18 protein-coding genes and 1 pseudogene are annotated in these 18,596 nt (G+C 60.4%); 13 read left to right on the top strand and 6 right to left on the bottom strand.

Annotation, left to right across the window (positions count from 1 at the left end):
- The first annotated feature begins 280 nt into the window (after window positions 1-280).
- Together P7C00_RS12915 and P7C00_RS12910 are read left to right on the top strand one after the other, a co-directional pair.
- Window positions 281-662: pseudogene (locus P7C00_RS12915) on the top strand (AAA family ATPase).
- A 51-nt stretch (window positions 663-713) separates the two neighbouring features.
- On the top strand, window positions 714-1,190 hold the full coding sequence (locus tag P7C00_RS12910; RefSeq protein ID WP_404939315.1) for a GNAT family N-acetyltransferase: 477 nt from the start codon (window positions 714-716) through the stop codon (window positions 1,188-1,190).
- Between the two features lie 107 nt (window positions 1,191-1,297).
- Here the strand turns inward: P7C00_RS12910 and P7C00_RS12905 are convergent, their stop codons facing one another.
- Window positions 1,298-1,459 carry a DUF2986 domain-containing protein gene (locus P7C00_RS12905; protein WP_404939313.1) on the bottom strand — a complete coding sequence of 54 codons (162 nt, stop codon included), beginning with the start codon at window positions 1,457-1,459 and terminating at the stop codon, window positions 1,298-1,300.
- A 648-nt stretch (window positions 1,460-2,107) separates the two neighbouring features.
- On the opposite strand from P7C00_RS12905, the gene P7C00_RS12900 reads away from it, so the two are divergent.
- A complete protein-coding gene (locus P7C00_RS12900; protein WP_346636060.1) occupies window positions 2,108-2,389 on the top strand; it encodes a hypothetical protein in 282 nt (93 codons plus the stop codon).
- A gap of 28 nt (window positions 2,390-2,417) precedes the next feature.
- Window positions 2,418-3,074, top strand: a complete 657-nt coding sequence (locus P7C00_RS12895; RefSeq protein ID WP_404939311.1) for a hypothetical protein — start codon at window positions 2,418-2,420, stop codon at window positions 3,072-3,074.
- A 21-nt stretch (window positions 3,075-3,095) separates the two neighbouring features.
- Here P7C00_RS12895 and P7C00_RS12890 read toward each other — a convergent pair whose 3' ends face one another.
- The 4 genes from P7C00_RS12890 to P7C00_RS12875 all read right to left on the bottom strand — a co-directional run bounded on the left by P7C00_RS12890 (window position 3,096) and on the right by P7C00_RS12875 (window position 8,149).
- Complete coding sequence (locus P7C00_RS12890; RefSeq protein WP_404939309.1) at window positions 3,096-5,930, bottom strand: TonB-dependent receptor domain-containing protein; 2,835 nt, start codon at window positions 5,928-5,930, stop codon at window positions 3,096-3,098.
- 97 nt (window positions 5,931-6,027) lie between these two features.
- Window positions 6,028-6,993: a FecR domain-containing protein gene (locus P7C00_RS12885; protein ID WP_404939307.1), complete on the bottom strand. Its 966-nt coding sequence runs from the start codon at window positions 6,991-6,993 to the stop codon at window positions 6,028-6,030.
- The gene (locus P7C00_RS12880) at window positions 6,990-7,496 is read right to left on the bottom strand and encodes a sigma-70 family RNA polymerase sigma factor (protein ID WP_346636056.1); all 507 of its coding nucleotides are present in this window, start codon (window positions 7,494-7,496) and stop codon (window positions 6,990-6,992) included. The genes P7C00_RS12885 and P7C00_RS12880 overlap by 4 nt, the downstream gene beginning before the upstream one ends.
- A gap of 212 nt (window positions 7,497-7,708) precedes the next feature.
- Entirely contained in the window at window positions 7,709-8,149 is a 441-nt protein-coding gene (locus tag P7C00_RS12875) for an Lrp/AsnC family transcriptional regulator (RefSeq protein WP_404939305.1), read from the bottom strand.
- A gap of 139 nt (window positions 8,150-8,288) precedes the next feature.
- Between P7C00_RS12875 and P7C00_RS12870 the strand changes: the two genes are divergently transcribed.
- The 6 genes from P7C00_RS12870 (at window position 8,289) to P7C00_RS12845 (ending at window position 15,054) form a co-directional block, all read left to right on the top strand.
- Window positions 8,289-11,336, top strand: a complete 3,048-nt coding sequence (locus P7C00_RS12870) for an aminotransferase class III-fold pyridoxal phosphate-dependent enzyme (RefSeq protein ID WP_404939303.1) — start codon at window positions 8,289-8,291, stop codon at window positions 11,334-11,336.
- A 190-nt stretch (window positions 11,337-11,526) separates the two neighbouring features.
- Complete coding sequence (locus P7C00_RS12865; RefSeq protein WP_346636053.1) at window positions 11,527-12,315, top strand: ABC transporter substrate-binding protein; 789 nt, start codon at window positions 11,527-11,529, stop codon at window positions 12,313-12,315.
- A gap of 63 nt (window positions 12,316-12,378) precedes the next feature.
- The gene (locus tag P7C00_RS12860; RefSeq protein WP_346636052.1) at window positions 12,379-13,026 is read left to right on the top strand and encodes an amino acid ABC transporter permease; all 648 of its coding nucleotides are present in this window, start codon (window positions 12,379-12,381) and stop codon (window positions 13,024-13,026) included.
- 9 nt (window positions 13,027-13,035) lie between these two features.
- Window positions 13,036-13,695 carry an amino acid ABC transporter permease gene (locus tag P7C00_RS12855; RefSeq protein ID WP_346636051.1) on the top strand — a complete coding sequence of 220 codons (660 nt, stop codon included), beginning with the start codon at window positions 13,036-13,038 and terminating at the stop codon, window positions 13,693-13,695.
- Complete coding sequence (locus P7C00_RS12850; RefSeq protein WP_346636050.1) at window positions 13,692-14,456, top strand: amino acid ABC transporter ATP-binding protein; 765 nt, start codon at window positions 13,692-13,694, stop codon at window positions 14,454-14,456. Before P7C00_RS12855 ends, P7C00_RS12850 begins: the two co-directional genes overlap by 4 nt.
- A gap of 205 nt (window positions 14,457-14,661) precedes the next feature.
- The gene (locus P7C00_RS12845) at window positions 14,662-15,054 is read left to right on the top strand and encodes a MerR family transcriptional regulator (RefSeq protein WP_346636049.1); all 393 of its coding nucleotides are present in this window, start codon (window positions 14,662-14,664) and stop codon (window positions 15,052-15,054) included.
- Here the strand turns inward: P7C00_RS12845 and P7C00_RS12840 are convergent.
- Window positions 15,040-16,020 (bottom strand): NAD-dependent epimerase/dehydratase family protein, encoded by a 981-nt coding sequence (locus tag P7C00_RS12840; RefSeq protein ID WP_404939301.1) that lies wholly within the window; start codon window positions 16,018-16,020, stop codon window positions 15,040-15,042. The two genes, P7C00_RS12845 and P7C00_RS12840, sit on opposite strands and share 15 nt — an antisense overlap.
- Before the next feature lie 359 nt (window positions 16,021-16,379).
- Between P7C00_RS12840 and P7C00_RS12835 the strand changes: the two genes are divergently transcribed.
- From P7C00_RS12835 to P7C00_RS12825, 3 genes are all read left to right on the top strand, one after another.
- Complete coding sequence (locus tag P7C00_RS12835) at window positions 16,380-17,087, top strand: lecithin retinol acyltransferase family protein (protein WP_404939972.1); 708 nt, start codon at window positions 16,380-16,382, stop codon at window positions 17,085-17,087.
- A gap of 190 nt (window positions 17,088-17,277) precedes the next feature.
- On the top strand, window positions 17,278-17,937 hold the full coding sequence (locus tag P7C00_RS12830) for a hypothetical protein (RefSeq protein WP_404939299.1): 660 nt from the start codon (window positions 17,278-17,280) through the stop codon (window positions 17,935-17,937).
- Between the two features lie 111 nt (window positions 17,938-18,048).
- Window positions 18,049-18,477: a hypothetical protein gene (locus P7C00_RS12825; protein WP_404939297.1), complete on the top strand. Its 429-nt coding sequence runs from the start codon at window positions 18,049-18,051 to the stop codon at window positions 18,475-18,477.
- Window positions 18,478-18,596 lie beyond the last annotated feature (119 nt).

The following is an 18,596-nucleotide window of genomic DNA, read 5'->3' as shown; positions in this document are numbered from 1 at the left end:
CGTTCCCTTCTCTTGTGGTCGGCCCCTGGAGGGTCAATGCCATCGATTCGGTATCGACCTTCGCGTTACAGCCTTCGATGATGTCGTCGCGAGGAGCGAAGTCGACGATATAGCGCTGGCCCGGGCGCAACTCTACATCACGGGCCGCAAAGCCGCACGGGGCGGCACCGGTGTCCGGGGCCGGATAATCCGCAGCTTTTTTGCTCGTTTTCGAAGAGCACAGGTTTTTCGTGCCATTGGTGACTGCTAGGCTTGGCGGTTTTTCAGCAGGGACTGGCTCATGCAGCGCATCGTGATTCTGGGTAATGCGGGAAGTGGCAAATCGACCCTGGCCCGTGAACTGGGTCGCCGCCTTCAGTTGCCGGTCGTACACCTGGACAGGCTGTTCTGGGAGCCCGGCTGGGTGGAGGCGGACAATGAGGTTTTCCGCAGCCGAGTCCGGCAGGCCGTCTGCGGGGATGCCTGGATCTGTGAAGGAGTTCCTGAAATTCCTGAGCTTCGTGTGGAATTTCGATAGGGTAAACCGCCCGGGCATCGAGGCTGTACGCCTGGCTATCGGGCCACAGGTTCCTGTCGTTCACCTGCGCAGTGCCCAAGCGGTTGGGGCATTTGTGCAGGACTTGTCCGCCACGGCCCAAGGCAGCTTCAAGTTGCAAGGATAATGCTCGCCGCAGTTGCGAGTTGTTGTGTCTTCACCCACCACCAGGAAAATCATGGACACTCGATTGACGCAAACCAGGGACTGGATGCTGTTGAAGCGCGTTCGTCTCGCGGCACTTCAGGACACCCCTACTGCCTTTGGCGTGAGTTACCAGACTGCCGCCCACTACAGTGACCAGCAGTGGCAGGACCGCGCCTCGTCAACCGGTAGCCAATTCTGGCTGGCCTTCAAGGACCAGCAGCCGGTGGGAATGATCGGTGCCGCAGTCAGTGCCGAGAACCGCTACAACTTGATTGGCATGTGGGTAGCCCCCGACGCACGGGGCAGCGGCGTGGCCGCAAAGCTGGTGGACGCGGTGAAATCCCGTGGGCGAGACCAGGGCCATGAGTGCGTGTATCTGGACGTCGCCCCCGAGAACGCAAGAGCCGCACACTTCTATCTGAAGCAGGGATTCGCCTTCATCGATGAATGGGAACCCCTGGAAAGCCATCCCCAGATCAAGGTGCAGACCATGCTCTGCCCCCTGTAGAACTGACCCGGCCACGCCTCTACTGGCCAGAGGCGTGCTCCGCCCGAGAAAAGATAGCGTCGCGCAGGTCGGCCAGATAAGGATCCATCGGGCTTCAAGCGGACGGATCAGCTCTCAGCGACAACCACAGCGTCGTCATTGGACTCGGTGGCCAGCTTCGCCCGATCAGCCTTGCTGATGTACTTGGACTTTTTTTGCGGAGCCAGTTTGGCACTGGCCTTCTTGGCGTGGGCCTTCAATAGCTGCTGGATTTTTTTACGGCGATTCATGTGGGGCTACCCGGCTTTTTAAGTGCCGACATGATATCAGCCGCCGCTCGGCGGGGCTGGTAACTCTTCGCCAATCCACTGACCGTTGGAACCCAGCAATGAACCCTGACTCGTGCAACGGGCAAGTATTTCTGCTGGCAATACCCGCCCTTCTCGGGGATTGCCAAGCATGCTCAGAAGAGACCCCCGCCCAAACTAGAGAACAATCTCCAATGGGCAGCGAGGCACTTCTGGGGGCGCTCTCAAGTGAACTCGGCACAAGGCACGATCGATTCCATATCAGGCTCCGCAGGCAAACTCTGGCGACCGTTACTTCAACTTATAGTGATACCGACACTCGGTGAGTGGTCCATTTCCACGCTGGGTCTAAAAGTTTCCTCCATTGGCCCGGGATCTATTGCGGCCCTTCCCGACAGATCTCAATGGGCCGGAAGCTACCGCTCAAGAGCATGAAAAACCTATCGTCCCCCGTTGTTTCGTGAACAACCGGTAATGCCAGGTGAGCTCCACATCCCAGCGAAACAACCATGGTCTCCCGATCGAAACGCTGGAATAATGGCCTCAAGTCGATGCCTTTAGCCTATCCAATGCGCAGCGATACTTGACCTTGGCGCTAGCCTTGAAGGCCAATTAACAAAGGGAAGCCTCATGTATTTTGATCATGTAGAAGAGCGTGAAGAAAACGGATCTTTTTATATCGTCGCCATAGATGCGCAAAGTGGAAGTGAATATCTAGTTAATAATCTCGCAGTAATCCAGACCTCGGCGAGCAGTCTTGAAGGTTTCAAACTTGCCATATCCACTCCTCCTGACAAGTATGTGTACAGGGGAACTTTCCAATCAAAAGAACAAATGGAAAGGTTCTCAAAGGAAATCACAAAATTGATCATGAGCGCAGACTTTAAAACAAACAGCATCTTCCGCACTTAAAACAAGGCAGAGCTGGAGCAGCAAAAACATGACCTTCACCAATGAAATGGCCGGCGCCTTTGCTGCCAGCAATCCGCTGCCGGCCCTGCTGCAGCAAACCCTTCAATGGCTGGAAGATCACGGTTGCGTGCGGACCCGGCGCGATGGGGTGCGCTATATGACCCTGCACCCCGAACCTGAATACAGCGCTATCGCCACTACAGCTTTCTACCTGCCAGAACCTGCCCGAAGCGCCTATTGGACCGCCAGCGATGATCCCGAGGTGAACCAGCGCCTTGCGATATTCCTGCGAACCGGCGCAGACGGTTCCTGGGCCGGGCTGTGGCGGGACGACAATGACCGGCAACGCATGGTCCACCTGGGCTCGGGTTCAGGTTCAGGTTCGCTGATGCTCTGCGTGCTGACGGACACCACGCAAGACCTCTTGCGCCTGCTGGCCATTGGTTACAACGAGCTGTGCTGGCCAGAGCAATTTGAGTGCACGCCGGAACAGGTACGTGAGGATGAATACGCCGATGACGACTACCCGCCTCCTCCCCTGCTGTTGCGAAGCTATGTTGAACAGCGATTGGGGCTGAGCATTCCGCCGCGGGCATCGGCGATAGTCCCCACCACCGTCAGCATGGACGCCGCGGAATCGGACGATCCGTTCTGGAACTGGCTCAAGCGTGTCAGAGGGGAGTGATCGACTCCCCTCCTACCCCTCTCAGAACTTCGCCTGCATCCCCACCCGCAGCGTGCGCCCCGGTGCCGGCATGAAGCTCTGCGCCAGCGGGTCCAGATAGTAGCGATCCGTAAGGTTTTGCAGCGACACATTGAGGCTGGCGTCTTCCTTCAACTTGTAATTGAGGAACAGATCGAACAGCGCCACTTCGCGGTAGTTCAGCTGTGGCGTGGTGGGACCGGTCTGCCAGGGCTTGTCGGCGGTGACGGTGGGCCCCGAGGTGTAGGTAATGCGCGTGCCCAGGGTCAGGCTCTGGTCGAAGAAGCGCAGGCCGGTGGTCAGGTTGCCGGCAAAGCGCGGCGGGTTCTGGGTGTTGGTGTAGGAGCCCATGAAGCTGCCCGGGGTGCAGTCCGGGGTGGCGGCGGTTTTCTGGTAGGGGTTGCTGGTGGCTCGCAGGGTGGCGGCGAAGGCCGCATCACAGGTTTCAGTCTTCAGGTAGTAGGTGGACGACAGGTCGGCAAACATCCGTCCGGCATCGTAGTGGGTTTGCAGTTCCAGGCCACGGGTGGTGTAGCTGTCGGTATTGCTGAAGCGCATCAAGCCCCACAGGCCCGGGCTCGGATCGTAGTAGCGGGTGATGTAGTTCTTGATGCTGTTGTTGAAGTAGGCGAGCTTGATCGCCGCCGAATCGTCCTCCACGAACAGCCCCTTGTGCAAGGTGCTGGCACCGATCTCCCAGTTGCTCGAACGCTCGGGCTTGAGCCCCTTGCCCGGCGTGGTCTGCTGCACACCGCGACCGGTCTCGAACAGCGAAGGCATGCGAAAACCCTGGGTGTAGGAGGCATAGACGAAGGTGTCTGGCAGCACTTCGAGATTGATCCCGAAGGCCGGAGCAAAGGCACCACCGCGGTTGCTGTCCTTGCCCGAATAGTTGAACCCGGTGACCACCCGCCCCACTTGCGAGTCGCCAACCTCCGTCTCGGTCGCGCCGTATTGGTTATAGGGCGTGCCCTCGAACGGGAAGTTGGTGTTGTTGAAGACAATCGCGTTGTTCAAGCGTGGGTCGGTCGCATCGGTGTACAGCCCGTTCTGGTCCGGGAACCACATCAGGTAGCCATAGTCACCCGGCTTTGAGACGGTCACGTACTTGTGTTCTCGCTCCTCTTTGCGCGCAGTCGAATAGGCGACGTGGTCCTTGCTGTGAAAGTGGGTGTAGCGACCGCCGCCCCACAGCGTCAGGCTGTCCACCGGTTTGTATTCCAGCTTGCCGTTGAAGCTGAACTCTTGCCGGGAACCCTCGCGCAAGCTGCGGTTGGCGTTGATGTCGTCCTGGGTGGTGACCACGCCTTTTTGCGGGCGCAGTTCCTCCAGCTGAAACGAGCCGCCCAGGTCCAGTTTCAAGTCGCCGTAGTCGGTGGTAAAGCGCGACGTGTTGGCCAGCCCCCCACCCGTGCGGCGGTTGGCCTGGCGGCTCCAGGAGCGGTCCGTGCGATAGGCCTGGGAGGCCGGTGCCGACCATGCGCTCAGTTGGCTGGTCTGCGCATCGGTCATCCACAGGTCGGCAGTCAGGTCCACCAGCGGGTTGTCCGAGGGCAGGTAGTTGTAGCGCGCGGTGTAGGTGTCGATCTGGGTGTGGCCCAGGGGGTACTGGTAGATGCCACCGGTGCCGAAACGGAAGATGTCCGAGGGCATGATCTCGCCGATGCGCCCGTCATAGCGGCGATAGCCGAGGTCGAAGGTGTGGCCGTCCGCCGGACGTAGGGTGGTCTTGAGCAGCCACGATTCGGTCTTCGACGAGGAGTTGAGCACCTCTTCCCCGGCGTTGTAGGTGGTGGCCACGCTGGTCTCTTCATCACCGTAGCGGTCAAAGGTGCGGTAGCGATCCTGGCCCTTCTTGCCGGCGAAATAGTTGCCCTGGTTGCGATGGGCGTACGCCGCCACCACATCGAAAAACTCATGGGTATAGGCGAACGCGGCGCTGCCGGCCTCCGCGTCCGAGCCGAACAGCCCGCCGCGGCTCTGATGCGGTTCCGAGTACAGGTCCTCGGTCTTGGAATGGGGGTCGCGACGGGCCGGAGCCACGCCGTTGTTCCAGACATCGCCCTTGAGCCGCAGGCCGACATTCTGACCGTCCTTGAGGATGTCGCCGACGCCAAGAGTGCGCATCTTTACCGTGCCGCCGATAGCGCTGGAAGTCAGGCTCGGGCCCTTGTCGATGGCGATGTCGCTGATCATGTCCGGGTCGATGTAGCTGCGTTGCTGGGTGCCGGCATAACCGCGATAGACATCCAGCGCCTGTTGCGAACCGTCCACCGTCACCGCCACCCGGCTCTGGCCCTGGATGCCGCGAATGTTCACATCCAGGCCGCCGCCATTGCGGCTGTCGCCGACCTGCACCCCAGGCTGGCCCTTGAGCACGTCGCCCACCGACACCACGCCGAAGCGCTGCATGTCGTCGGCGGAGATGTACACCGACGAACGCGGCGCCCGGTACACCTCCTCCTCGTCAGGGTTCTCGCCCTTGATCTTCTGCGTCGGCAACGACACCGCATCAGAGCGCAGGCGCAAGGCATAGCCGCCGTCGGCCTGGCGCACGTAGCCCAGGCCGGTGCCCGACAACAATTTGTTCAAGCCCGCTTCGGTATTGAAATCCCCTTGCAGGCCCTGGCTGGTCTTGCCCGCCGTGAGCAGCGCACTGCCCGCCATGCTGATCCCCGCTTCGGCGCCAAAACGCGACAGCACCTGGTCCAGGGGACCGGCGCCGATGCTGTAGTGACGCTCGCCGGCAGCCAGCACCGTCTCGCTGTAGAGCGGTTGCAGGCTGAGCAACAGCAGGCCGAAGGTATGGGTACGCAAGACACGAGCGGGGAAAATCATGCAAGGCTCCTAGGGATCGAAACCCACCTGTGCCGGTGGGTAATACCTGAAGGCCAAGCCAGATCGAAAAAACTATCGCGCGAGTGAAAAAAAATTTTCAGGCCGGCACCACAGTCACCCAATAACGGGTTCTGCGCTCGATGCGCACCGGCAGGGTATTGGCCACCAGGGCCAGGGCGGCATCGGTGTCGTCCAGTTGAAAACTGCCGGTCACCCGTAAAGCGGCAACAGCTTCGCTGCAACGTAAAAAACCCGGGCGATAGCGCGCCAACTCAGCCAGCAACTGATCCAGGCGCATGCGCTCGGCGGGCAGGATGCCGCGCATCCAGGCCTGGGCCAGAAACACATCGATGGCACTGGGCCGCCCTGCTCCCCGGCCATCGACTCGGGTTTGCCAGCCAGCCTGCAATGGCAGCGGGGTCGACTGCTGCCGGGCACTGACCTGCACCAGCCCGCGCAGCACGGTCACCTGAGTGCCCTGGCGATCATGGCGCACCAGCAAATGGGCGCCGCGGCTGTACAACAGCGCATCCGGCGTTTGCAGTTGCAGGGAGGCCGATCCGGCCGGGGTATCCAGCGCCAACTCGCCCTCGATCAACTGCACGCTGCGCTGCCCCGCACTCAAGTCCAGGTTCACCGCACTGGCGGTGTTCAGCCACAACGACCCGCCGTCCGCCAGGGCCCAACGTCGCCGTTCACCGATACCGGTGCGATAACGGGCCAAGGCTGAACGCACCAGGGTGGAGTCCGCCCCCTGCCAGGAAATGCCGCCCAGCAGTCCCAGCGCCAACAGGCACTTGAGCACTTGCCGCCGCCGTTGTGGATCGGCACCCGCCGACTGCAAGGCCCGGCGCGCCGTGGCATCGGCCAGCAGATGAGCCCCCGGCTGCAACATCAGCGGCAAACGGCTGACCCGCTGCCAGGCGTACTCATGCTCGGCACTGGCCTCGCGCCACTGCTGCAAGGCCTGGTGGTCCGCAGCACTCATCAGCCCGGACTGCATCTGCACCAGCCAATCGATGGCGCTGTCCCGCACCCGGGGATCGACCGCCGCGCCGCTCATTCAAACAGGCTCGCATAGCAGACGCTGAACGCCCTGCCCATGTCCCGCTGCACCTGGGCCACGGTCAAGCCCAACTGCACGGCGATCTGCGCATAGGTCAAGCCATCGAGCTGGGACAGAAAGAAAATCTGCCGCACCCGCGACGACAAGCCCACCAGCAGCGAATCCAACTGCAGCAGGGTCTCGATCATCAGATGCCGCTCCTCCGGCGAAGGCTCCTCCCCCATCGGCCGCGCCGCCAACGCCTCCAGATAGGCCCGCTCGATGGCCTGACGGCGCCAGCGATTGATCAGCAAGCCATTGGCGATGGTGGCCAGAAACGCCATGGGCTGGCGCAGCTCACGCACATCCTCCTGGGAGCGCAACACGCGGATAAAGGTGTCGTGAGCCAGGTCCTCGGCATCGGCGCTGTGCCCCAAGCGCCGATGCAACCAGCCGCGCAGCCAGCCGTGATGGTTCGCATACAACTGGGCGACAGGCGAGGAAAGGCTGTGGTTGTGCATGGGAGATTCGCATTAATGATAATGCTTCTCATTTTATGGTTTGCGAATGGGAGTTGTACAGCGCGGCACGTTGCGATTGCCGTAAAGGGCCAGGCCCGACTCCACAGATCAGGCCACTGGGATCAGGCGCCAAGCGTGCATTGCAGAGCGTTTGAGGGCTTGTCCGGCATTTCCCGCAGGCAAGCTCCATCAAGTCTTGCCGCCGCGGCGGATCAGGATGTCTGTCGATCGATATCGCGACGAAGAACCACAGCCGTGGTGATGTCCTCGACGGATTCGTGACTGGCTACGGCATCCCGGACTCGGTTCAGATCATCAATGGTGCGTGATTCAGTCTCAATCACCAGGTCGAGCTGGCCACTGACAGAGGAGATGCGGCGCACCTGCGAGTGCTGGGCCAGAAGGTCCAGCAGGCTGATGGCCGGCGTGCGTTTCAGGCACACCAGAAACATGGCGCGAATCACATTGGCGTCGATTTCGCCGATATCCGCACGATAGCCTCTGATCACCCCATTGCGTTCAAGGTTGAGGACGCGCTCGCTGGTGGCACTTCTGGACAGTCCGATTCTCGCGGCCAGGGCCTTCAGGGCAATCCGCGCCTCTTTAGACAGAATGTCCAGTATTTCGCGATCTTTCGCGTCCAGGTCGCGCATTGAAACTCCTCAAATTGACTGCCGAGTTTGTGCCGGTCGATTCCGACAATATGCAGGCCAAAGCCGACCGCATACCTACTGCCCTCGAAGATTTCGCATGCCAAGCTAACTGAAAAAAATAACTTGGAAAACCATTACCATGACCGACCTTTGCCACCCCGCCCCGCAGTTCTCGCCACGCGATGCCGAACACTTGGCTGAGCAGCTTTTCAATGTCATCGCTACGGCTTCGCCTCTGGACGGCGAGCGAGACTGCAACTTCCGGTTGAACACAGCAAGCGATGCGGGATGGATTCTGAAAGTCGTCAACTCCAGCGAACCACCCATTGAAAGCGCGCTGCAGACCGCCATCCTCAGCCATCTGGCCCATCACAGCCCCGAGCTTGGCGTGCCGCAGCTGAAGAAAAGCCTGACCGGCGACTGGCTCGCCTCGGCAATGGCGTCCTCTGGCGAAACCCACGCGGTGCGCCTGGTGAGCTGGTTGCACGGTACTCCGCTGGCCGAAGTCCAGCGCACGTTCGAACTCATGCGCAGCCTGGGTCAATCATTCGCCGACATGGATCATGCACTTCAGGGCTTCATGCATCCCGGCGCGGTCCGCGATCTGGAGTGGGATCTGCGACACGCCGCACGTTCCCGAGCCCGCCTGCATTTCGTCAAAGACCCCAACAGACGTGCCATTCTGGAGCGCTTCATCGATGATTTCGAAACCCGGGTCGAACCCAGGCTTGCGCGCTTGCGCACCCAGGTCATTCACAACGACGGCAATGACTGGAACATCCTCGTCGACCCGCAGAACCACCAGCAGGTCTCGGGCATCATCGATTTTGGCGATGCCGTGCACACGGTGCTGATTGCCGAAGTCGCCATCACTTGCGCCTACGCCATTCTCGACATGCAAGACCCCATCGGCGCGGCCGCCGCTCTCACCGGCGGCTTCCATGAGCGCTACCCACTGCAGCCGCAAGAGCTGGACGTGCTGTTCAATCTGATCGCCATGCGCCTGGTCATCAGCGTCACCTTGTCGGCCTCGCGCCACGAGCAGACCCAGGACAATCCCTACCTGGCCATCAGCGAAGCCCCGGCCTGGCGCCTGCTGGAAAAGATGGATCGCATGAACCCGCGCCTGGCGACGGCGATCCTGCGCAAAGCCTGTGGTTTTGACGCGATAGAAGGTGCCGGGGCCATTCGCCGCTGGGTGGATGAAAACCGCCAGTCCTTTGCGGATATCGTGCATCCATCGGCGGCGACCCTGAACAAGGCCATTGTGCCATTCGCCGATGCTGCCCATGAAATGACCATCGCCTCAGCCGAGCAGCGCCCGGCAGAGGCCACCCGGTGGTGGAATGATTTCTCTGCTGAACATCAGGTGCCGCTGGGCATCGGGCCATGGGGCGAAGCCAGGACCATCTACACCGACAGCGCCTTTGAATCTCGATTCATTGAAGGAGAGCGTCGGATCATGCACCTGGGTGTCGACTTGATCATGCCGGCCGGAACGCCTCTGTACACACCGCTTGCCGGTGTGGTGCAGAGCGTCGAGGTCGAGCCTGAACCACTGGGCTATGGCGGTTTGATCATGCTCAAGCACTCGCCGGCAGGCTGTCCGCCCTTTCTGACCCTGTGGGGGCACATGGCCCACGAAGCGCTGACCCGCCTCAAGCCCGGGGACCGTCTTGAGGCCGGCGCGCTGGTGGGTCACATGGGCGCGGATACGGAAAATGGCGGCTGGCTGCCCCATGTGCATTTCCAGATGTCCACCGACACCCAGTTGCAAGCGAGCGAGTTCATCGGCGTCGGTGAGCGCGCCTATCTGGAGGTGTGGGCCGACCTGTTCCCGGATGCATCGACGCTGGCCGGAATCCCCGCGGAAACCTACCACCAGGAAGGACGAACCAAAGCGCAGATCGTGGCCAAGCGTAAGGAAATGCTGCTTCCCAACTTGTCGATTTCCTACTCGGACCCGATCAAGTTCGTACGCGGTGATGGGGTCTGGTTGATCGACAACTTTGGCCGCGCCTATCTCGACTGCTTCAACAACGTCTGCCATCTCGGCCACTCCCATCCCGATGTGGTGCAAGCCCTTTCGCGCCAGGCTTCACGCCTGAACACCAATACCCGTTACCTGCACGACAACATCGTGGAGTACGCCGAGCGACTCACCGCAACCTTGCCCGAAGGCCTGGCGGTCGCCTCCTTTGGCTGTTCAGGCAGCGAAGCCAACAGCCTGATGCTGCGCATGGCACGCAATCACACCGGGCGCAACGATGCCATCGTGCTGGATTGGGCTTATCACGGCACGACCCAGGAGCTGATTGACCTCAGCCCCTACAAGTACAAGCGCAAGGCCGGCAAGGGGCGTGCAGCGCATGTATTCGAGGCGGCCGTGCCGGATGCCTACCGCGCAGCGGATGACTGGCCATTCGAAGAGCTGGGCAAGCGTTTCGCGCAAAGTGTCGCCGAGCAGATCGACAGCATGCGCAAGCAGGGCCGAGCCCCGGCGTTCTTTTTGGCGGAGTCCATTCCCAGTGTCGCCGGGCAACTGTTTTTCCCGGAAAACTACTTGCAGGAAGTCTATGCAATGGTTCGTGCCGAAGGCGGTCTGTGCCTGGCCGATGAAGTCCAGGTCGGCTTTGGCCGAGTGGGCAGCCACTGGTGGGCCTTTGAAACCCAGGGCGTGGTGCCCGATGCCGTGTCCATGGGCAAACCCATTGGCAACGGCCATCCCATGTCGGCGGTGGTGACCACACGCGAGATGGCCGACAGCTTCAACAACGGCATGGAGTACTTCAATACCTTCGCCGGCAGCCCGGTTTCATGTGCCGTGGGGCTCAGCGTTCTCGATGTGATTGAGCGCGACAACCTGAAACTCAACGCGTTGACGGTGGGCAACTATCTGCTCGAAGGCTTTCGCAAGCTGCAGCAGCGATACGCGGCCATTGGCGATGTACGCGGACTGGGGCTGTTCCTCGGGATCGAACTGGTCACTGATCGCAAGAGCAAATCTCCGGCCACGCAACTGGCCAAAAAGGTCGCCGATGGTGCCCGGGAGCGCGGCGTTCTGATCGGCACCGAAGGCCCCTATGACAACGTTCTGAAAATGCGCCCATCGATGATTTTCAGTCACAAGAACGCCGACTTCCTGCTTGAGGTGCTGGACGAAAGCTTCCAGGCTGCCCTGCGCTAGAGCGTCCGGATCGGCGCGCGAGTGACAGCCTGCGCGCCCGGCCGACATAGTGTCGGCCAACTCCGGCAATGTGTCCGGCTGGCGGACACCTTGCCTGGTGCTTTCCAGAACGGCCTATGCAAAGCTTTTCCCGAGGCCTGGGTGAAGAGCCCAAAAACAATAATTAATAATTCTTCAAAGGTGCCATCCAATGCTAACCAGAACGCTCAAGGGTCTGCTTGCTGCATCCACCGTCGCGGCCGCGGCGCTCCTCTGTCCTACAGCCGTTCAGGCTGATGACTTGCAGTCGATCCAGGAGTCCAAAGAGATTCGCATTGCCATGAGCGGTCAATACTCGCCCTTCAGCTTTGCCAACGAGCAGAACCAGATCGTCGGATTCGACGCCTCCATCAGCGAAGCCCTGGCCCAACGGCTCGGGGTGAAAGTGAGCATTGTCACCACGCCCTTCGACGGGATCATTGCCGGGCTCCTGGCCAAGAAATATGACGCCATCATCGCCTCGATGACCATTACCCCGGAGCGCCTGAAGGCCGTGGATTTCGTTGGCCCCTATTACCACGCCGGCCGCACCATCGTGGTGAAAGAGGACTCGCCGATCAACAGCCTGGATGACCTGAAGGATGTGACGGTGGGCGTTACCCTTGGCGATGCCCACGACAAATGGGCCAGGGCGCGCGGCAACCTGAAGGTGAAGACCTACAAAGGCCTTCCCGAAATGCTGGTCGACCTGGAGGCAGGGCGCCTCAACGCGCTGGTGATGGACAGCGTTCCGGTGCTGGTCGCCGTCAAGGAAACCGGGCAGAAAGTTCGCATCATCACGCCACCCGACAGTGACGGCGGCGTTGAAGGCATGGGCATTGCGCTGCGCAAGCACAACCCTGAACTCAAGGCTGCAATGCAGCAGGCGCTGGACGATATGCTCGCCGACGGCAGCTACGAAAAGATCTCGATGCAGTGGATCGGCAAAGACATTCGCTGACTCAGCTGCAGCCTGGCTCGACCTGTCGTCGGGCCAGTCAATCCGACTTTTCCGAGCCTGCCCATGGATCTGACACTTATACAGCGCACCCTGCCGTTCTTTCTGGAGGCGGCCTGGATCACGGTGCAAGTTTCGCTACTGGCACTGGTGCTGGGTTTGCTGGTGGCAATCGTGCTGGTTGCTGCCCGACTGTCCGGCTTCTTCCTGCTTCGATGCCTGGCCAGGGTCTACGTCAGCGTTTTTCGCGGCACGCCCTGCCTGGTCCAACTCTTCCTCATCTACTTTGGCGGCCCGCAAATCGGCCTTGAGCTGGAACCGTTTTCCGCTGGGGTCCTGGGCCTGGGCCTGAACATCGCGGCCTACATGGCCGAATCCATTCGTGGTGCGATCAGCAACGTCGATCCCGGTCAGGTCGAAGCCGCACGTTCAATCGGTTTCGGCAAGGGCCAGACCCTATGGCTGATCACACTTCCGCAAACCGCGAAGCTGATGATCAGGCCTCTGGGCGTCAATGCGGTCGCGCTGATCAAAGGCTCGGCCCTGGTTTCGACCATCTCCGTGGTTGAACTTTCCTACACGGCGCAGCGCTTTATCAGCTCCACGTACAAGCCGTTCGAGATATTCATGGTGTCGGCCATTTTGTACATCGCCATGGTCTACACGGTCAGGCTGATGGTTGACCACCTCGATAAACGCTTCGCGGCAAAGTGAGACGCCTCAATGCCAAGCCTTGACCTGAGTATCGTGACACCCTATTCCGAGCTGCTGGCGACCGGGCTCTGGTGGACCATCGTCTTGTTTCTCTGCTCCAGTGTATTGAGCCTGATTGCCGGAATAGCCTTTGCCCTGATCGTTCTCTACACCCCCAAACTGGTATCCCTGCCCATACGTTTCATGACCTGGCTGCTGATGGGTACGCCACTGCTGCTGCAGCTGTACGTGATCTATTACGGCCTGGTGCAAGTGGGGATTGATATCCCGGCACTGATGGCCGGCATCATCGGCCTCAGCCTGCACTTCGCCGTCTACAACGCCGACGTTATTCGTGCCGGGGTGATGTCGGTCGACCCCGGGCAGATTGAAGGTGCGCGCTCCATTGGCCTGAGCCGCAGTCAGACCCAGCGCTACGTGATTGTGCCGCAAGCACTGCGCAGCACTCTGGCGCCGCTGGGCAACAACCTGATTGTCCTGTTAAAGGACACATCCCTGGTGTCCATCATCGGTATTGCCGAGCTGGTCTACAGCGCCCAGCGCGCTGTGAGCGAGACCTATAGCCCGTTCGAATTCTATTTGGCCGTCGCGGTGATTTATTACGCGGTCAATCTTGTTCTGGAAGCCGGCCTGCACCTTCTTGAAAATAAGGTAGAGATGTCACGATGACCACAGAAAAGCTCATGGTTGAAGTCAAGGGTGCGCGCAAGGCTTATGGCGCACTTGAAGTGCTCAAAGGCATCGATCTGTCTGTCTCGCGCGGACAGATCATCGCCATCATCGGCCCCAGTGGTTCGGGCAAAAGCACCCTGCTGCGCTCAATCAATCACTTGGAAGTGCTGAACGAGGGTGAAGTCTGGCTAGAAGGCGAACACGTCAACCGGCCCTTGAAAGGTCGCGCATTCGAACAGCACATCAATAGCGTGCGCCAGCAGATGGGCATGGTGTTCCAGCACTTCAATCTGTTCCCGCACTTGACCGTGCATGAAAACATCGCCCTCGGACCGATCAAGCTCAAAGGGTTGAGCAAAACAGCGGCTCGCGAACTGGCCATGGAGTACTTGGCCAAGGTGGGCCTGGCCAACAAGTTCGACGAGTACCCTTCTCGCCTGTCCGGCGGACAGAAGCAGCGCGTGGCCATTGCCAGGGCCCTGGCGATGCGCCCCAAGGTCATGCTGTTTGATGAGGCCACCTCGGCGCTGGACCCGGAGCTGGTGGAAGAGGTCAACCAGGTCATGAAACAACTGGCCGCCGAGCACATGACCATGTTGATCGTCACTCACGAAATGCGCTTTGCCGGTGAAGTGGCCGACCGGATCATCTTCATGGACGGCGGGGTGGTGGTCGAGGAAGGAGCGCCGCAAGAGATCCTGCAAAACCCGACTCACGAACGAACCCGATCATTCTTGAAAAAGCACCTGCACGCCTAGATGAGTTGCGCTCGCCCCCTGTCGAAGGTTGTTTTGCGTCAGGGGAGCTGTGTTTTCCGAGCACTTGCCGACCTCTCTGTTCGTGGCCCGCGGATGCTGGCACTAGCGGGTGATGGTGCCTTCACGGCAAACAGATCCAGCCAAGCGTCATCGAACCACAGTCAGTAAACTGCGGGCCGGAACTGGATGAGCGAGAGAGCGTTGTATGTACATAGGTGAACTTGCCACGTTGTCGGGATGCACGCCCAAAGCCCTGCGTCTGTATGAGCAACTGGGCCTGCTGACCCCGCAGCGCCGTGGCAGTTATCGGCTGTACAGCCCCCATCACTTGACGCTGGTGCAGATGATCCGCAGCGCCCAGGCGGTGGGGTTCAAACTGGCAGAGATGAGCGAGTTGCTGGCCGCCAAGCACCATCAGGCCCCCTTCCCCCTGGCACTGGCCAATCAGGGTATCGAGGCCAAGCGCCTGGAGTTGCAAGCGCAGATCCAGGCCTTGCAGAGCCAGGAGCAGCAACTGACACAGTTGCAACAACAGATCAACCAGCAGTTCGCCCCCGCAGCAGTGCCGAGTGCTGCGCCAGAATCAGCGCAGCAATAGATGGGCAAATGCCTCCCTGAGGGCGTCATGGGGTGAGCGCGGCTGGTAGCCCAACTCGTTGATGGCCTTATCGATGCAGTAACGCTGGCGCACCCCATAAAACATCCGCACCTGGCTCAGCAGCAACTCCGCGGGCTGACCGGTGTAGCGCGCCCGCTGTTCTTGCAGCCAGGCGATCAGCAACAACAAACCCTTGGGCGCGCGGCGCGGTAGCCGATATTCGGGGCAAAGCGTGTTGAGCGCTGCGATGACCTCGGCCAACGATGAAGACTGTTGATTGGCCAGTAGGTAGCGCTGGCCCGGGCGACCCTGCTCCGCCGCGCGGATCAAGCCATCGGCCACGTCACGCACATCGACAAAGTTGAAATGAAAATTCGGGTCCAGCACCAGCTTGCGCCCCAGCACCGCCGCCAGAAATCCCATCGTGTCCGTCAGCCGCGTGGCATGAGGGCCGATGATCGCCGAGGGCAATACCGCCACCGTCGGCAGGCCATAGGCCTGGGCCATGTCCCAGGCGGCGCGCTCAGAGAGAATTTTCGACCGGTAGTACGGGTTTTGCTGATCGCTGTTCCAGCTGTTTTCATCCAGGCGCTGACCGTTGTGCCCAACCGCTGCCACGGAGCTGACATAGACCACACGCCGGACCCCGGCCTCGGCCGCAGCGCGCAGCACATTACGCGTACCTTGCACGTTGGCCTCGACGATCTCGGCGTAGGGATTCCTCGCCCAGTGCTTGAACACGGCCGCCACCTGATACAGCACCTCTACCCCTTGCAGGGCCTGACGCAGAGAGTCAGGGTCTTGCAGCTCGGCGCGTACCTTCTGGCAGTCGAGGCCGTTCAGGGCGGAGCTTCGGTCCGGGTCACGCACCCCGGCGCGCACCTGTTGCCCGCGAGCCAGCAGCGCCCGCACCAGGGTGTTGCCCAGATGCCCATTGGCACCGGTGACCATCGATACTCTACTCATGGATTGCCTTATCCGCTGACGGCGGAAGCTGAAACAGACAAGACAGGATGCGGGTTGTCCCAAGGGACAGAGTCAAGCACTGATCTCAGACACCGTTGTAGACGAGGACACAGCCCCTTCCCTGCCTGCCTATTCGGCGCACGACACGGTGCCGCGCCCCGATAGCGGCATTTTGATAGCAATGTCCTTGTGCCGTTGTTTATGATGCAACCCATGCTCGGGGCGACAATATTGGCTATACGCCCATGAGCCACTGGAAATGCCTGCATGAAGACTGCGACACGGATCAAGCCCCTCGATATCACCGGAACGCTTGCGAATGCCGCCTCCAAAAGCACATCACTGGAGCCTTGTTGGACATGTACCCCACTGGAACTCATCTGATTGTCGGCCGAGGTCTCTATACCCATCACGGGATTTTTGTCGGCAGGAATCGCGTGATCCACTACTCAGGCATGGGTTCGGGGCTTCATAAGGGATGCATCGAGTCGACCTCCCTTGCAGACTTCCTGCAAGGCAAGAACGCCAGGATCAAGACTTACCGGAAAGTCTATTTCAGGGGGCCCGATATCTGCCGTCGGGCCCGATCCAGACTGGGTGAGGATCAATACAATCTTGTGTTCAACAATTGCGAGCACTTTGCCAACTGGTGCGCCACCGATCGACACACCAGCGAACAAGTCAGAGTCGCCAAACAGCGTCTGGGCGCAGTTGCCAACAGCCTGCTGATGCACCACGCAGCCAGACAAACGGCAGAGCAAACCACCAAGGTCTTGCTCGCCCAAGGTGGCGCCGCCGCTGCACGCAACATGCTGGCCAGAAAGGCCGCCAGCACCACCGCGAGCCAAGTAGCGCAGTCATTGACCAGCCAAGCCCTGGCCAAGGGTGCCGTCAGTACCGCATCTGGTCTGGCCGCCGCTGGCGGTACCTCCAGCTTGACCGCTGCAGGTCTTGGCGCCCTGGGGTTCGCTGGAGGAACAGCCCTGGCCCCCGCACTAGCGACCGCAGCAGTGGCCGCAGGCGCGGCGTATCTGGTGGGCAGCCTCTGGGATTGGCTTACGGATTGATCGTGGCTGGTCGGATGCTCATCAACGCCTCGATAAAATGCGCCGTGCCCTGCTCTTTTCCTATGGTTGGTACTCAGAAAAATTCAGCAAGAAACCCGAAAAACACAGTACCAACGCCTGCTAAACTCCCGTCCCCGAACCCACTTGAAGGTGACCACAGCTTCCGGTCGCCCATTGAAAGGACTCTCCCATGAACAAGCTGACCTACAGTCTTTTTGCCTCAACACTGGCCCTGTCCGTTGACATCGCCCATGCCGCCTCCGTGGCCGAAGTCTTCACCGGCGACATGCTGGGCACCAATCAGCGTTACTTTGAATCCGTCGCCGGAATCCCTCGGGAGTCCTTCGGCGATGAACACAAGTTCAAAGTCCAGGGTTGCGACATCACCGCCACGGTAGAGGGCGGCAAAGTCAGCAAACTGCGCATGGAACTGACGCCCAAATGCCAGGCCGACCTGACCCAGTTCGTCGGCACCTACGCCCCGGCGCCAGGCAAACCTCTCACCGTCGGCGCCTTTACCGAGTCGTCCGGTGGCGGCCTGAGCTACAGCGCCAGTTGCCTGAGCATGTGCGGCAATGCCGCCGACCCTTCGGTCTATGCCCACTGGGAAGGTCCCCATGCCGTGGATTTCAAGGAAGTGCTGCTGGAGGTGGTCCTGGTCTCCGATGCCGCGCTCAACGCCGCCGACCAGTGGGAATCGCAGATGCGCAAAGCAGAAGGCGAAGACTACGTGATGGAAACACGCTTCAACTGCGACCGGAAATACGACGCCGCCGCGCAGAAGGCCTTTGACAAAGTGCAGGTCAGCGCGGTCACCATCGGCACCGGGCTCAAAGCGTCCGGTTGCTGACATTCAGCCCAAGAAGCCACACAGCAGCCGGGAGTGGACAACGACCGGCTGCGACGCTGCCGTCTCCACTCGCAACCCCACGCCCCCCCAAAATACGCCCAAGGGATGGAGATGAAATTCTTGCCCCTCCATGCAGGCACGCGCCGGCCATGGTACGTAAAGCTGCTCTGGATACCGCTGCTGTTTGGGTTAGCCACGCATTGGGACTTTGCGTTGCCAACGGTGACTGTTCACTACTCCCAAGCCGGCCGGGATGAGCTCAGGTACATCTGGAATGTCCAGGATCGGATTGATAAAGGAGGAATGCTTCCCGGAGGCGGCGCAACCGATCATGGCGCGCTCTTCCCGGACGACGAGTTCTTCATGGAATTTTCCTGGTGGAGCAAGAACACCGGGCGCAATCATTGCATCAGCATCACCCCGCAATGGCCCAACACCCATATCTACCTGAACGCCGACGGCGACATCGACAGGCGAGAAAAGAGCGGAACCGATGGGCACCGGTTGGCGGAGTGTCGATGGGATCGGGCCAAGCCTTAGGTCGATATCAAGGACGCAACGGCAGCCTATGTGACCTACAGCCATGTTTTTTTGGCCCGCGATGCCCCGGCATCTGTTTACGGTGACGGGTTGAACTGCAGAATGGCCAGGCACCTGAG

Source organism: Pseudomonas sp. JDS08PS003, assembly GCF_045013505.1.
GTDB lineage: Bacteria > Pseudomonadota > Gammaproteobacteria > Pseudomonadales > Pseudomonadaceae > Aquipseudomonas > Aquipseudomonas protegens_B.
The sequence above is the reverse complement of the archived record's forward strand: the minus strand, read 5'-3'. Positions and strand labels throughout refer to the sequence as shown.

What these genes read in the sequence shown, in the direction of transcription:
- P7C00_RS12875 (WP_404939305.1), bottom strand. Translation starts at nt 8,149, where the DNA reads ATGCGCGACCTGGACGCGAAAGATCGCGAAATACTGGACATTCTGTCT.
- P7C00_RS12840 (WP_404939301.1), bottom strand. Translation starts at nt 16,020, where the DNA reads ATGAGTAGAGTATCGATGGTCACCGGTGCCAATGGGCATCTGGGCAAC.
- P7C00_RS12855 (WP_346636051.1), top strand. Translation starts at nt 13,036, where the DNA reads ATGCCAAGCCTTGACCTGAGTATCGTGACACCCTATTCCGAGCTGCTG.
- P7C00_RS12895 (WP_404939311.1), top strand. Translation starts at nt 2,418, where the DNA reads ATGACCTTCACCAATGAAATGGCCGGCGCCTTTGCTGCCAGCAATCCG.
- P7C00_RS12865 (WP_346636053.1), top strand. Translation starts at nt 11,527, where the DNA reads ATGCTAACCAGAACGCTCAAGGGTCTGCTTGCTGCATCCACCGTCGCG.
- P7C00_RS12890 (WP_404939309.1), bottom strand. Translation starts at nt 5,930, where the DNA reads ATGATTTTCCCCGCTCGTGTCTTGCGTACCCATACCTTCGGCCTGCTG.
- P7C00_RS12830 (WP_404939299.1), top strand. Translation starts at nt 17,278, where the DNA reads ATGAACAAGCTGACCTACAGTCTTTTTGCCTCAACACTGGCCCTGTCC.
- P7C00_RS12825 (WP_404939297.1), top strand. Translation starts at nt 18,049, where the DNA reads ATGAAATTCTTGCCCCTCCATGCAGGCACGCGCCGGCCATGGTACGTA.
- P7C00_RS12850 (WP_346636050.1), top strand. Translation starts at nt 13,692, where the DNA reads ATGACCACAGAAAAGCTCATGGTTGAAGTCAAGGGTGCGCGCAAGGCT.
- P7C00_RS12870 (WP_404939303.1), top strand. Translation starts at nt 8,289, where the DNA reads ATGACCGACCTTTGCCACCCCGCCCCGCAGTTCTCGCCACGCGATGCC.
- P7C00_RS12860 (WP_346636052.1), top strand. Translation starts at nt 12,379, where the DNA reads ATGGATCTGACACTTATACAGCGCACCCTGCCGTTCTTTCTGGAGGCG.
- P7C00_RS12885 (WP_404939307.1), bottom strand. Translation starts at nt 6,993, where the DNA reads ATGAGCGGCGCGGCGGTCGATCCCCGGGTGCGGGACAGCGCCATCGAT.
- P7C00_RS12910 (WP_404939315.1), top strand. Translation starts at nt 714, where the DNA reads ATGGACACTCGATTGACGCAAACCAGGGACTGGATGCTGTTGAAGCGC.
- P7C00_RS12880 (WP_346636056.1), bottom strand. Translation starts at nt 7,496, where the DNA reads ATGCACAACCACAGCCTTTCCTCGCCTGTCGCCCAGTTGTATGCGAAC.
- P7C00_RS12905 (WP_404939313.1), bottom strand. Translation starts at nt 1,459, where the DNA reads ATGAATCGCCGTAAAAAAATCCAGCAGCTATTGAAGGCCCACGCCAAG.
- P7C00_RS12900 (WP_346636060.1), top strand. Translation starts at nt 2,108, where the DNA reads ATGTATTTTGATCATGTAGAAGAGCGTGAAGAAAACGGATCTTTTTAT.
- P7C00_RS12835 (WP_404939972.1), top strand. Translation starts at nt 16,380, where the DNA reads ATGTACCCCACTGGAACTCATCTGATTGTCGGCCGAGGTCTCTATACC.
- P7C00_RS12845 (WP_346636049.1), top strand. Translation starts at nt 14,662, where the DNA reads ATGTACATAGGTGAACTTGCCACGTTGTCGGGATGCACGCCCAAAGCC.